This is a genomic window from Priestia megaterium (assembly GCF_023824195.1).
GTDB classification, from domain to species: domain Bacteria; phylum Bacillota; class Bacilli; order Bacillales; family Bacillaceae_H; genus Priestia; species Priestia megaterium_D.
Map to the genome: position 1 here is coordinate 3,936,921 of NZ_CP085442.1, position 13,202 is coordinate 3,950,122.

Annotated in this window: 15 protein-coding genes; 5 read left to right on the forward strand and 10 right to left on the reverse strand. The window is 37.0% G+C overall.

Annotated features, from left to right (window positions below):
• Window positions 1-532: 532 nt before the first annotated feature.
• The gene (locus LIS78_RS20480; RefSeq protein ID WP_013084672.1) at window positions 533-1,699 is read left to right on the forward strand and encodes an FtsW/RodA/SpoVE family cell cycle protein; all 1,167 of its coding nucleotides are present in this window, start codon (window positions 533-535) and stop codon (window positions 1,697-1,699) included.
• 244 nt (window positions 1,700-1,943) lie between these two features.
• On the opposite strand, the gene LIS78_RS20485 is transcribed toward LIS78_RS20480, so the two are convergent.
• Window positions 1,944-3,392: a SulP family inorganic anion transporter gene (locus LIS78_RS20485; protein ID WP_252284275.1), complete on the reverse strand. Its 1,449-nt coding sequence runs from the start codon at window positions 3,390-3,392 to the stop codon at window positions 1,944-1,946.
• 219 nt (window positions 3,393-3,611) lie between these two features.
• Complete coding sequence (gene deoD / locus LIS78_RS20490; protein ID WP_013058711.1) at window positions 3,612-4,316, reverse strand: purine-nucleoside phosphorylase; 705 nt, start codon at window positions 4,314-4,316, stop codon at window positions 3,612-3,614.
• Window positions 4,317-4,510: 194 nt separating this feature from the next.
• Here deoD and LIS78_RS20495 point away from each other — a divergent pair, with 194 nt between their 5' ends.
• The gene (locus LIS78_RS20495; RefSeq protein ID WP_013058712.1) at window positions 4,511-4,663 is read left to right on the forward strand and encodes a hypothetical protein; all 153 of its coding nucleotides are present in this window, start codon (window positions 4,511-4,513) and stop codon (window positions 4,661-4,663) included.
• Between the two features lie 51 nt (window positions 4,664-4,714).
• On the opposite strand, the gene LIS78_RS20500 is transcribed toward LIS78_RS20495, so the two are convergent.
• From LIS78_RS20500 to LIS78_RS20520, 5 genes are all read right to left on the reverse strand, one after another.
• Entirely contained in the window at window positions 4,715-5,038 is a 324-nt protein-coding gene (locus tag LIS78_RS20500; protein ID WP_013058713.1) for a hypothetical protein, read from the reverse strand.
• Between the two features lie 246 nt (window positions 5,039-5,284).
• On the reverse strand, window positions 5,285-5,911 hold the full coding sequence (locus LIS78_RS20505) for a phosphatase PAP2 family protein (protein ID WP_252284276.1): 627 nt from the start codon (window positions 5,909-5,911) through the stop codon (window positions 5,285-5,287).
• Window positions 5,912-6,146: 235 nt separating this feature from the next.
• Entirely contained in the window at window positions 6,147-6,917 is a 771-nt protein-coding gene (locus LIS78_RS20510; RefSeq protein WP_043976625.1) for a sporulation protein, read from the reverse strand.
• Entirely contained in the window at window positions 6,904-7,737 is an 834-nt protein-coding gene (locus LIS78_RS20515; RefSeq protein WP_252284277.1) for a serine/threonine protein kinase, read from the reverse strand. Before LIS78_RS20515 ends, LIS78_RS20510 begins: the two co-directional genes overlap by 14 nt.
• A gap of 6 nt (window positions 7,738-7,743) precedes the next feature.
• On the reverse strand, window positions 7,744-7,998 hold the full coding sequence (locus LIS78_RS20520; protein WP_114324454.1) for a hypothetical protein: 255 nt from the start codon (window positions 7,996-7,998) through the stop codon (window positions 7,744-7,746).
• A 117-nt stretch (window positions 7,999-8,115) separates the two neighbouring features.
• Between LIS78_RS20520 and LIS78_RS20525 the strand changes: the two genes are divergently transcribed.
• On the forward strand, window positions 8,116-9,177 hold the full coding sequence (locus LIS78_RS20525) for a DUF2515 family protein (protein ID WP_252284278.1): 1,062 nt from the start codon (window positions 8,116-8,118) through the stop codon (window positions 9,175-9,177).
• 58 nt (window positions 9,178-9,235) lie between these two features.
• On the opposite strand, the gene LIS78_RS20530 is transcribed toward LIS78_RS20525, so the two are convergent.
• The 3 genes from LIS78_RS20530 to LIS78_RS20540 form a co-directional block, all read right to left on the reverse strand.
• Window positions 9,236-9,406: a YozD family protein gene (locus LIS78_RS20530; protein ID WP_013058720.1), complete on the reverse strand. Its 171-nt coding sequence runs from the start codon at window positions 9,404-9,406 to the stop codon at window positions 9,236-9,238.
• 265 nt (window positions 9,407-9,671) lie between these two features.
• The gene (gene yodN / locus LIS78_RS20535) at window positions 9,672-10,358 is read right to left on the reverse strand and encodes a germination protein YodN (protein WP_013058721.1); all 687 of its coding nucleotides are present in this window, start codon (window positions 10,356-10,358) and stop codon (window positions 9,672-9,674) included.
• 202 nt (window positions 10,359-10,560) lie between these two features.
• Window positions 10,561-10,776: a YozE family protein gene (locus LIS78_RS20540; protein ID WP_013058722.1), complete on the reverse strand. Its 216-nt coding sequence runs from the start codon at window positions 10,774-10,776 to the stop codon at window positions 10,561-10,563.
• 408 nt (window positions 10,777-11,184) lie between these two features.
• On the opposite strand from LIS78_RS20540, the gene LIS78_RS20545 reads away from it, so the two are divergent.
• Window positions 11,185-12,222, forward strand: coding sequence for an acyltransferase family protein (locus LIS78_RS20545; protein WP_013058723.1), 1,038 nt, complete (start codon window positions 11,185-11,187; stop codon window positions 12,220-12,222).
• Window positions 12,223-12,343: 121 nt separating this feature from the next.
• The gene (dat, locus tag LIS78_RS20550; protein WP_195782079.1) at window positions 12,344-13,189 is read left to right on the forward strand and encodes a D-amino-acid transaminase; all 846 of its coding nucleotides are present in this window, start codon (window positions 12,344-12,346) and stop codon (window positions 13,187-13,189) included.
• The last annotated feature ends 13 nt before the right edge of the window (window positions 13,190-13,202 follow it).

The following is a 13,202-nucleotide window of genomic DNA, read 5'->3' on the forward strand; positions in this document are numbered from 1 at the left end:
ACTTGTGGGAGTGCTAAGAAGTTGAATGTCTGCATTTAGAAAAAGATAGTGTAGAACACTTTCTCTTATCTTTACTATTATTCATATGTATAGCTTGCTAGATTTAGTCCTCGCAGTTTAGAATTTTTCAGTCGTTCGTATGAAACTATTTGCCCTTTCTTTCGTTATATATACACGTTCCTTTATCTTTTCACGTGCAAAAAAAGATAAATTCCTATAATATGTTTTCATATTAACCTTTAAGGAGATAAAGAAGATGAATTGAATAAATCCCTGCAAATAGAGTTTTTAGAAAAAAGAAATTGTTATCATTTCTCCTATTTATGTTATAGAATAATTCATGTATAATAAGAGGCTGTATGGTAACGCAGCTTGCGACATATCTTTTCTTACTTTTAGCAAGTCTATATTCAAAGCAAAAACTGCAAAGTGGGGTTAGTGCGACTCTTCATTAATCGACTTTGCATTAAAAACCAGCATTTTTCTTTTATCATAAAGAAAGAATGAGATTTAATAGTGACAGGTGAATAATATGGGTGAAAATCAAAGAAATGTTAGTAGATTTGACTGGAACTTGGCTTTCCTAATCTTCCTATTGTTTTGCGTAAGCGTTGTGGCAATCCATAGTGCTGAAAAAATTGGGCAGTATGATAAGAACTTCGTAGCGCAACAAGTTGTTTTTTATATAATCGGAATGGTGATTATAGGGTTTGTCATGCGTTTTGACTCCGATCAGCTTCAAAAGCTAACGTGGGTTTTTTATGGATTTGGGAACTTTTTATTGCTTCTTTTACTAGTGGCTCCGTCAAGCATTGCCAGAGAAATTAACGGGGCAAAAAGTTGGTTCACACTTCCAGGCTTTTCGTTACAGCCATCAGAGTTTATGAAAGTGTTTTTGATTATCACACTGAGCACGGTCATTGTGAAACACAATGAAAAATATCGTATCCGGACAGTAAGAGAAGACTTTTTACTGCTTGGTAAACTGGGTGCTGTACTTGCTTTACCTTTATTATTAATCATGCAGCAGCCTGACTTAGGTACCGCTCTTGTGTTCTTAGCAATCACGGTTGGACTTGTATTTGTTTCAGGCGTAAGCTGGAAAATCATCGCGCCTGCATTTTTAGGTATTACGGCGGTTGGTTCTGTCATTTTGGGACTTGTTGTTTATGCACCTAGCCTATTAGAAAAGTATCTAGGGGTTAAGCAATACCAATTTGGACGTATTTATTCTTGGCTTGATCCTGAGTCATATAGTTCGGGAGAGGGTTATCATTTAAAGAAATCGTTAGATGCGATTGGATCAGGAATGGTAAACGGTAAAGGAATTGGAAATGGAGTTGTCTATTTGCCAGAGGGACAGACCGACTTTATTTTTGCGGTTATTGGAGAAGAGTTTGGCTTTATCGGCGCCAGCATTGTTATTAGTCTTTTCTTCGTACTCGTTTATTACTTGATCAAGCTAGGCCTTGAAACAAAAAATGAATTCAATTCTTACTTATGTGTAGGCGTTATTTCAATGCTTACGTTCCACGTATTTCAAAATATCGGTATGACCATTCAAGTCTTGCCTATTACCGGAATTCCACTTCCTTTTATTTCGTATGGAGGTAGTTCACTGATGGGGAACATGTTTGCAATGGGTCTGATGTTTGGAATCTCATGGCATCACAAACGCTATATGTTTGGAAATGATTAAAGAGAGACGATGGTCTCTCTTTTTTCTTTTATCTCCCTATTAAGCATGCTACAATAAAGAAAACGCTTCCGAATTCTGTTTTAAAAGGAGTAGATATGCATGCTTGATTACCAATATCGGCGCAAAGCCTATGCTATTTTGTTAAAACAGACATCCGTACCTTCATCTACAACTTCTTTTTTCACCTGGCTCATACAGCTACTAAAACGAAACGCATAAAAAAAGGTGTGCAATTGCACACCTTTTATTTATGCGTCAGCGACGTTAAGCCAATTTGCCTTACGATTTTTTTACTCTCTTCATTTAGTCCTTTTACAATAACCTTTTTATTCAATTGCTCGTACTTATCGATAATTTTTGAGATGCCAATCACGGCCGATTGATCCCATATATGAGAAGAACTAAAATCAATAATGATGGTATCTGGGTCTGTTTCATACTGAAATTCATCCATGAAGAAACTGATGGTGGCAAAAAATAATTGCCCTGAAACCCTGTATTGTTTCATATTGCCTTCTGTTTGTGAAGTTGTTTTGATTTTAGCCATCTTCCAGCCAAATACAATGGTACTTAAAACAATACCTACCATTACTCCTAATGCTAAGTTATGTGTAAACAATACGATAACCACCGTAACAACCATTACAATGGCATCCGATAGAGGATATTTCGTTAAGTCTTTAAGGGACTGCCAATCAAATGTACCGGCAGCTACCATAAACATAACGCCTACAAGAGCAGCCATTGGAATTTGTTTAACAACATCGCCAAGCACCATAATTAAGAACAATAAAAAGACTCCGGCGACTAAGGTAGATAACCTTCCTCGTCCCCCTGATTTTACATTAATCATAGATTGTCCAATCATGGCACAGCCAGCCATTCCTCCAAAGAAGCCTGTTACAATATTAGCGATGCCTTGACCGCGCGCTTCTTTATTTTTATTCGAAGGCGTATCTGTAATTTCGTCCAGTACCGTTGCCGTTAGCATAGATTCAAGTAGGCCTACAATCGCCAAAGGAAGCGAATAAGGTAAAATGATAAGCAGTGTCTCCACTGATAAATCAACCTTCGGAAAATGAAGAACCGGCAGTGAACGCGTAATATTCCCCATATCTCCTACCGTTTTTAAATCTAAATGAAAGACAATCGCTACAATCGTCATCAAGACAATAGCAACAAGCGGAGATGGTATTGCTTTGGTCATGAACGGAAATAAATAGACGATGAGCAGCGTTCCGGCTACCATTGCGTACATCATCCAATTTGCTCCTTCAAAATGCGGAAGCTGTGCTGTAAAAATTAAAATACCCAGCGCATTTACAAATCCAATCATAACTGTTTGAGGAAGAAACGATAAAAACCTTCCTACTTTCAAAACACCAAGTAAAATTTGAATGATTCCAGTTAAAACAGTAGCTGCAAATAAATACTCAATGCCGTGATCTTTGACTAAGTTAATCATCAATAAAGACATTGCTCCTGTTGCAGCTGAAATCATAGCTGGTCTTCCGCCTGTAAAAGCAATCACAATTGCCATACAAAAAGATGCATACAGACCAACCATGGGATCGACACCGGCGATAATGGAAAAAGCAAGGGCTTCTGGAATAAGCGCAAGAGCAACTGTCATCCCAGACAAAATATCTGCTCGAACGTTTGAAAACCACTGCTGTTTAATACTTGCCATCATGATGGTTTATCACCTCTTATGAATTTTTTATACGATTTTCGACTTTCACGAAAATCAAAGCCGTTTTTAACGTATCAAATCGTACCATACAATTTCCCGTTTGGAAACAATTAATTTTCACAAATAAAAAGACGAGAAGCTTGATTGCTTCTCGTCTTTTTATTTGTTACGCCGCAGTATTTCGCTGCTATTCAGCAAATAAACGAAACGAAATTATGTTCATTCATTAATTGCTGCTTCAAGCGCAACAACAATCATATCGTTAAACGTCGTTTGACGCTCTTCTGACGTTGTTTCTTCACCAGTGAAAATGTGATCACTTACTGTTAAAACCGATAAAGCATTACGACCGTATTTAGCAGCTAGCGTATACAAAGCCGTTGTTTCCATTTCAACTGCCAATACGCCGTGAGCTGCCAATTTTTCTAGCTGGCCGTCTTCATTGTAAAATTGATCAGATGTAAATACACTTCCTACTTTTAACTGAAGGCCTTTTTCAACACCTGCATCGTAAGCGCGCTTTAATAAATCAAAGTTAGCTGTCGGTGCATAGTCAATAGGACCAAATTTAACGCGGTTCATTTGTGAATCACTTGACGAAGACATGGCTAAAATAACGTCACGTACTTTTACATCTTTTTGAATTGCTCCGCATGTACCAACGCGAATTAGGTTTTGAACACCATATTCATTCATTAGTTCATTTACATAAATAGCAATTGATGGTACACCCATTCCTGTTCCTTGAACAGAAACGCGCTTTCCTTTATATGTTCCTGTAAATCCAAGCATACCGCGCACTTCGTTATAGCAAGTTACATCTTCTAAAAATGTTTCTGCAATGTATTTTGCACGAAGTGGATCACCTGGAAGTAAAATCGTTTCTGCAATATCACCTTGTTTTGCCCCAATATGTACGCTCATTTCGTACCTCCTATATGTAAAAAATCTTACGCTTTCACTATACCATATTGTATCCCTTGCATGTCTATTTACTTCTAACATTATGCGTCAAAAATAAAAAGACATACTGCCCAAAAAATGGCGTAGTATGTCTTTTTATATAAGGGTACGCTAATAGCGCAAGGGATTTACTAACGTTAGCTGAGGTGATATGTATGGGAAAAAAACATCGCAACCGAATTAATTCGCCTAAAAAGAATAATCATATTCCAAAAGAAGCAATTATAGCAGAACATGAAGCCCATGGAGATGAATATTCAGCAACAAACCGAAAAAATGGCCCTGGCCATCATACTCGTGATTACTAAGGGTTAACATATAAATAAAAAGCGGCCAGATAGGTCGCTTTTACCTTATGTTTAACGTACGTGCAGGCGGTTCACTTTTTGCCAGCCGTCTGTCCATAGCTTGTAGTAATACTTTCCTCGAGTACCTTCATCAATTAACAAAATATCGCCTGTGCTAATAAACCTCGCATCACAATCTTTTGGCAAATTATCAGCAATATTAAACATCTGAAATACTTGTGTTGCTGCGTCTTGATGATCGAATGCTGTAATCGTTAGACGATGGACAGGCTTATATCCGCGCTTTTCGCCTTTTTCTTCTGTTTGCATAATGGTTACATCATATTCTGTGCTAATATTAAATTGTTTTTTTATTGTGGTCCACACACTCAACATTCTTCCCTCCACCCAAAAGCAAGTATTTACTCTTTTACGTCATGTATTCTTATATAATTAGTGATAAAATCCGAAAATCCTTTATCGAATCAAAACGTTTTTTGTCGAAATTACTAGTTTTTTCTTATTAAACATGTACATAAAATATTTGTTTCCCATTTTATCATTAGTTGTTTTTGAATGGATGAATCAATAGGCCTACTTAAACAAAATGAAATATTAACGAAAAAAATGTAACCATTGCTCCTATTTTTGGTTATATAGGCGCTTAGAAAGGAGGTAGACCACTAAAGACCAAGCAAGTCCTAAACAATATCCTGCTAGTATATCCGTTAAAAAGTGTACGCCTAAATACAAACGGCTAAATCCAATTAATAAAATAACAATAGCAATTACGCATGCAGCTGCCGTTTTAATAGCCCTGCTTCTTGTATACATCCATATTAACAAAAGTACTCCGCTGTAAAACGCCATTGAGTTCATGGCATGTCCGCTCGGAAAACTATAGTGAGAGGCGGGAACGACTTGACTCCAATCAGGTCTTGGTCTTGCAAAAATCTCCTTCAATCCCCAATTTAAAGCGCGAACTCCCCAAAAAACGAGCGTGATATATATAGCGAGCAATCCTTTTCGTTTATAAAGAAGAAATACTATAATCGCAAACCATATTGGCGCAGTGACATACCAAGATCCTACGGTTGTTATAAATATGATGATGGGTGTTAACGTGTCCGTCCTCCATCCTTCAATAGTATGAAGTACATTAAAGTCAAGCTGTTTCACCCAAGGTGTATTAAACGTAAATAAAATGAGTAAAAAGAAAGCTAAAAGCGATACAATAAATAGAGAATATTTTGTAGTGCGATTTACCATTTTTTATTTCCTCCAACCTATTAAAAGAAAAAGCATGTAGCGTTCTACATGCTTTACTTATTCACACGTTTTGGCTGAATATAGTCTTCTGGCCTAGGAGCTTGATGAACGACAAATTCAGCCGAAAATTCCTCTTTTGCATTTATTTTTTTCGTTTGCTTTGATTGCGGCATATACCTCTCTCCTTTCTTTTTACTGTCTTTAATATACGAAAAATAAAGGAGAGCTATGCACGTTAGCTATAGCGTGAAATAATACTGGTTAATATATTTTTTAACTGAGGAATTTCTTTTTCAGAAACATGAACATGAACGAGCGACTCATCTGCATCCAGCATTTCAGATAGAAAGCCGCCAAACCCTCTGGCACGTCGATCTACTTCTATAAATAAATCGTAGTCATGTAAGCCGCTCGGCTGCACGATGATTTCAATTTCATCTACTTTCCCAGCATACACTCCACCGCTTGGAACAAATTCAAATTCTTGAACAAAAGGAAGTCTTTTTCTCATCCGGCGAGGAGCTTCTTCGCACTCGACTTGGCGCAAGCGAAAGCCAAGCTGTTCCATAGCTTCAATTGTGCTTGTTACCATAAGGTTAGGAAGCACTTTTACATGATCAATATCTGACGGATCAACGGCATCTTTAATATCAAGGCTCGTTGCTACCCAAACCCGGGTTCTTCCTAATGTAACAGGCGTATCATCAGGCAGCTGAAAGGTAAAAGGAATAGACTTCGTTTCAGATGGTTGAATCGTGAACGGGTCATTAATCTTAAACGTATTAAGCTCAATATCCTGCTTGTATTTTTTATCGTCTCTTTCTTTTACATAGGTTGTAAATAGACGCAGATAGATGCTGTCAATTTTCTGCTCAACATTTCCTCCGTACACTTCAACAATCCCTTCAATCTTTTCACCAGCACGAAATTCATCATTGACAAGCTTAGCATCTACACGCGCTGCACCAATTCCAATGCGGGCTAACGCTTTATTAAATAGCGCCATACTTTCCCCTCCCTGAGTTCTTACTATTTATATAGTCATAAATATCTTTTTGTAAACTTTTAATGCTTTCATACGATTCATCTGCTCTCAGCATTTTTTGAATGATGGTCTTAATAGGTGTCGACAAACTTAGCTCTTGTTCCCAGCTTCTTTCTTGTTTTTCCGTAGGCTCATAACCAGAGTATAATAAAAATAAAAGAAAATGACCAAGTGCATAGATATCGCTTGCAGCAGATGTTCTTCTCATAAACTGCTGCTCTTCTACCAGGCTGCTTGTTTCTTCATAATCTCCTAAAAATCTAGAAAGACCGAAGTCGATAATATGAATGGTTCCTTCAACATCAATAATATTTGGAATACGAAGGTCACGGTGAACAATTCCTTGCTCATGAATAACGGAAACTACTTCTAGAATATCAAGTAAAATGTCAAGCGCTTTTTCTTCCGTATATACGCACTTCTCTTCAAAAATTAAATCTTCAAACGTTTTTCCTTGAATCAACTCCATCACTAGGAAACATCCTTCATCGGTTTCCACAGCTTCATACAGTGAAGGAATTTGAGGATGATTTAATTGAGACAGCAGTTTCGCTTCATAATGATAAGACTTCAGCCCCTGAGACGTGCGCTGCTTCGTTTTACGGAGCTGCTTTACTACTACCTTTTTTTGTTGCACAATGTCATTAGCAACATATGTTATACCATAGCTTCCCATTCCCAGTACATCTATGATTTCATAGCGTTCACAAATGACTTTTCCTTTTTTAAAAGTACGGTCAACTAGCCAGCGATGAAGATGTTTAAACATTCGTTTTTTCATTCCAAATCAACTTGAGAAAAAGCTTGAGAAGAAGCTTCCACTTTTACGTTTGCGCTTGTAGTGGTGGTGGCCATATTTTGAATGACTGTGGCTGTCATAATATTTGCTTCGTTTATAATCGCTACTGCTGCTATGGTGACGAGGACGTCTGTAATGATGATCGCTGCTGCTGTAGTGACGAGGACGTCGATAGTGTCGATCGCTGCTGCTGTAGCGTCGATGTTTAGATCCAGTTAATGATTCAAAAATTTTTCTGAACATAAAGAAAACCTCTTTTCTTAACATTTGTTACCCTTTATACGTACGAAATGTTATAAAGGTTTCAAAAAGTCCCTTACCCTTTTTTTATATAGTTAAACGTTTCAAAGGAGGCTTAACATGACTTCTACTGACACAAATCCCCTCATTAGATTGGCGGATGTTCTTCGCCTGCAGCAGATGATGCAGCTCAAACCTCCTGCTACCCTCCCGCTGTCTTTTATCGGAGAAGACGTAAAATTGATTAAAGAGATTCGAAAAAAAGTAAAAAAAGCTAATCAAAACAATGTTACACGTACCCAAGCTTATTTAGACTATTATCAAAAACACCCCGAAATTCACTGGGCTTTTTTAGCACACTTGGTTTCACGAAACGGCGGCTATTACATGACAGATCTCTCCACTACCTTAATAAAATCCCTGCTTTCTCCAGAAAAACAGCACGCGTACTTCTTGTTTTTAGAACATTCCAATTCCGCCATTTTTCATGATGCTTACGCTCAGCTGTTACTCTATGAAAAAAGCAAAGAGCAAAACAGCAATCTGTTTCATTTACTCCCAGCTTTTCACATATCTTCTTTTATGAAAGCTGTTTGGAATGACTTTTGGCAGCATAGAAACAAAACGCTCTTATCAATAGCCCTGATTGTGAACGAACAGTATCATATCGAAAAAAATGTTCTCTTTAAAAAAGAGTTTCAGCGGGATGTTCTTCACTCTTGGCAGTTTCACACTCAAAACTTTCTCGGTATGACTCAAATCGTCTTTCCCTATTATTCAGGTAATAAAATTGATTTAAGTGGAACAAAAGTGTATCATTTCGAGTCTGTCTTAAGACGGATTGAAGTGGGAAAAACTTTATACGTTCTTCTTTTTTATTCAAACTTGCATGATTCTATCTATACATTTAGCCTTAAACACCCCCACACAGGGTCTCGAAGCGATTATAATTCGGATATATTTACAAAGAATCGAACTCATTTCAAAAAGCTGTATAGCCCGACTTTAAATATGAGCTGGGGAGACCGCGTACACCTTTTTTTAAGAAAAGATGAGTGGTTTGAAGACGAAAGCATATTTTCTCTCCTTGAGTCTATTCCCGCTTCTTCAGTTAAAAAAATTCCCCTTCAGCATCATATAAAAGTGCAATCTGCTATCAAAGCTGCTAACCCTTTTTCATAGCCGCTGTCTCATAAACAAAACGACGAGTTTCCCCGTCGTTACAGATGTATCTATCTTTTTATTCTTCATCTTGCTCATCAATAATACATTTATCAATGAGATAATCAAAAGTTATATCCGCTAATTCGCCTAGCTCTTCTTCAGCGGGAACATAGCCTCGCTTGACTAGTTCATTGTAAAAGAACTCCGCAATTTCTTCCGTATCAATGACCACTTCGATTTCTTTCACAATATCACTCCTTATCCCGTTTGAACGGATTAGCGTACCTTATTTTTCTTAAAAATAGGTTCACTCCATCTTCTGCTTGAAGTTTTACCTTATACACATTTATGAACAATTCGGCAATAGTATGTCTAAAATTTCAGCAGTTTAAACAGAAAGGTAATTATACCCATTCTTTTTTCATTTCCATCGCCGTATACACAATAAAAGATAGCTAAGAGAGATGTGATGATCTATCTCGGCTATCTTTTATTTATTAGGCATCTACCTGCTATTTTCCTTGTTCGGATTTTGCTATCTTTTTTAAATGTTTCAGCACTAAGTTCATGACTTCAGCGTATTCTTCATCTTCAAAAAGCTCATACAAAAATTTATAATCATTGTACACATCTAAAAGACCGTTTATAATCTCATGCTTTTCTTTAGTTAACCTCACTTCTTCTTTTTCAGAACCGTTTTGTTTTTTCATCTTTGGTAGCAACTCCGTCTTTTTAATTTCTTTACCTAAATACAACATATCAACACTTTGAGCGTAATTTTCTGTTTCCTCATGAGGAGTTACGAGAATGAGTTCTTCTTCACTAGCCTCAAGCCATTCTCCATCTGTTACACGTGACAATTCATAGACAATATCTTCCCATGAATCCTCTTTATAACGCCATATTTCTGTTCGAATACCAATGATTTTAAATAACTCTTTTCCATAATTAAAAACCTGGACGATATCGCCGAAGAAAAATTTATATTCAAGCTCTACTCTTTCCTGCACTAATATTTGACCTTCATATTCTTCTAGAAGCTCAATTGTATCTTCTAAAAAAAGACCTTCACTATGGTTGATTTCGTATACAAAAATCCCATCCATCACTTTTATATCGGTAATAGTGCCAACGGTCCCGTATATTGTTACAACGACTGTTTCACCAATTCCGTATTTAGGTTTTTTCTTCCCTGCCATCGTCGCACCTCCTTAGTAAACATACACCTACTGAAAAGTTACAATATTATATGCAGTAACTAAAAAAGGGGAAGTATAACATCTTTAGAACCAAGCCTTTATTATCTATTGCCCTCTATCATTTTTACCCTTGCTTATTGCATGAGCTAAAGAAAGTAAAAAAGCAGGCTGATGGATATCCATCAGCCTGCTTTTTTATTTCTCACGCATTATTTTGATAAAGCTCCCATGCTTCATCAAATACGGTCATACTTGATAAATAATGTCCGTTGAGCTCTAAATAAGAACTCAGTTCGTCATAATCTGTTGAAGATTTCGGGAAGCTGTGATCATCATAAGCACTTCGCGCAAACTCTCCCATTCGATCATGCTTTTTATTTGATCGGAATTTCATTATATAGTGATAAAAGGATTTCATCGTACTCCCCCTCCAGCGGTATGTGTATCTTTTCTATCATTTTTTCAAGAAATCTACAACTTTCTTCTGTGATATGTAGATGTCGAACACTGCAATATAAGTGTTTTACTGGACAAAAAATATTAAATTCATGTTACAGTTGCAAAACAAATTTCACTATTAGCGTAACGAATAAATATTGTTATATCAATATTTTTCTTTTTTCAAAAAGACATTTGTAACAAAAACACATCGTTTTTATAACAAAAGCGTTGATTCGACAGGTTTTTCAAGCCTTTATGTAATTGCAAAAAAGAAGAATTCATGTTTTAATTCCGTAGTGAAAGGTTATTCTAACAATAATCGCCATTTAAATAAATCTTGTTGGTGGGAGGTTTACATCAGCATATGTTGAGGAAAAATAATACTATGAATACTCGAAATGCTTACTTTGATAATGCTAAATTCGTATTAATTTTTTTAGTTGTATTTGGACACATGATTTCTCCGTACCGAACAGATAGTAGCGGAATGCTGTCCATTTATCACTTTATCTTTATTTTCCATATGCCTGTCTTTATTTTACTAGCAGGTTATTTCTCAAAAAATTTTCATAAAAAAGGCTATTACAAAAAAATATTTACAAAGGTGGCTCTTCCTTACTTAGCTTTCCAAACTATCTATACCCTTTATTATAGTGTGCTTTATACAGATGAAACGTACACGCTTCAATATTTGGTTCCTAGATGGGCAATGTGGTTTCTACTGAGCTTAATTTTTTGGAAATTAATGCTTCCTTTCTTTGCGAAATTCCCGATGTGGATTAGCTTAACTGTCTCTATTTCGCTTGGACTTGCAATGGGTTTCATTGATATTGACGGATTTGATAAAATTCTAAGCATTAGCCGAATGTTTGTCTTCTTCCCGTTTTTCCTTTTAGGCTACTATTTGTCACAGCGACAAGAGCCTTTTACAAATCTTTTGACAGCGCGAAATCGAATCATTGCATCCATTGTATTACTAGTTACATTAATTGGAAGCTATTCTTTTCTAGACGACACGGCTTACACAGATATGCTGTATGGAACGAACACATACGACAATGTGGCCGAATTTTTAATGCGCGTTTCTCACTATGGAATTGCTTTTCTTGTATCTTTTGCCTTTATGGCTTTAATTCCAACGCGCGGTTTTGCTTTAACAAGCATTGGACAGCGATCCCTATACGTGTATTTATTGCACGGCTTCATTTTAAAATGGTTCTTTACAACTGACTTCTCAAAAAGTCTAGAGCCAACGTCATGGGGTATTATCGTCTTAATCGCACTGTCCATTTTGGTAACGATGCTTCTCGGCAGCCGTATTGTCGATTGGTTCATCACCGGTACCAAGCTCATCGTTCAGTTTGTTACACCTAAAAAAGCCATTCAGAAATTTTCATTAGCATTCAAACGTACGTTTTCATAAAAGTCATACTCCTAAAGGAGTATGACTTTTTTCATTTTCTTTGGAGAAACCAAGTAAATAATTTCATTTTGCTGAATTTTATGTTAACGTTTTAATATCTAAAGGAAGGGAGTTTTTCAAGATGGAATTAGCATATTATGCTGGAAAGTTTAGAGATATTAATGAGGCTGTTATTCCAATTGATGAACGCGGTCACCAGTTTGGAGACGGTGTTTATGAATTTATTCGCGTATACAAAGGAGTTCCGTTTTCGATTGAACGTCACTTAGACCGCTTAGAAAGAAGTGCAAAGGCAATCTTTATCGAACTGCCGGTTTCAAGACAAGAGCTAAAGGACATCATTCGTCAAGCAATGGAAAAATCAACGTTAAAAGACGCTGATATTTATATTCAAGTTACGCGCGGGATTGCTCCTCGAAATCATTTATTTCCCGATGTACCTGCACAATTAGCACTCACAATACGCCATCCTCGCCAAACACCTGAAGAAGCCTATGAAAAAGGCATTTCCACGCTTCTTTTAGAAGACGAACGATGGGCTAATTGCTATATCAAATCATTGAACCTACTTCCTAACCTTCTGGCCAAACAAGCTGCGGCTTCTAAAGGATGTAAAGAAGCTATTTTAGTAAAAGACGGATACATAACCGAAGGGTCGAGCAGCAATGTATTTGCGATAAAAGACAACGTCTTGTTCACGACTCCTGCCACAAGAAAAATTCTATCCGGTATTACGCGCGCTAACGTACTGGAATGTGCGCAGGAACAAGCCATTCAAATCCGAGAACAAAATATGACTCCTTCCTTTTTAAAAGACGCTGATGAAGTTTTTATTACGAGCACGTCTGTTGGTCTCTTGCCCGTTTCGAAAATAGACGAAGTCGAACTTCCAACTGTTCGTCCTGTTACAGTGGCTTTAAAACACGCCTACAGCCTACGCACTGCTGGAACAAAGGCTTATCAATAAGCAAAGCCGCCCC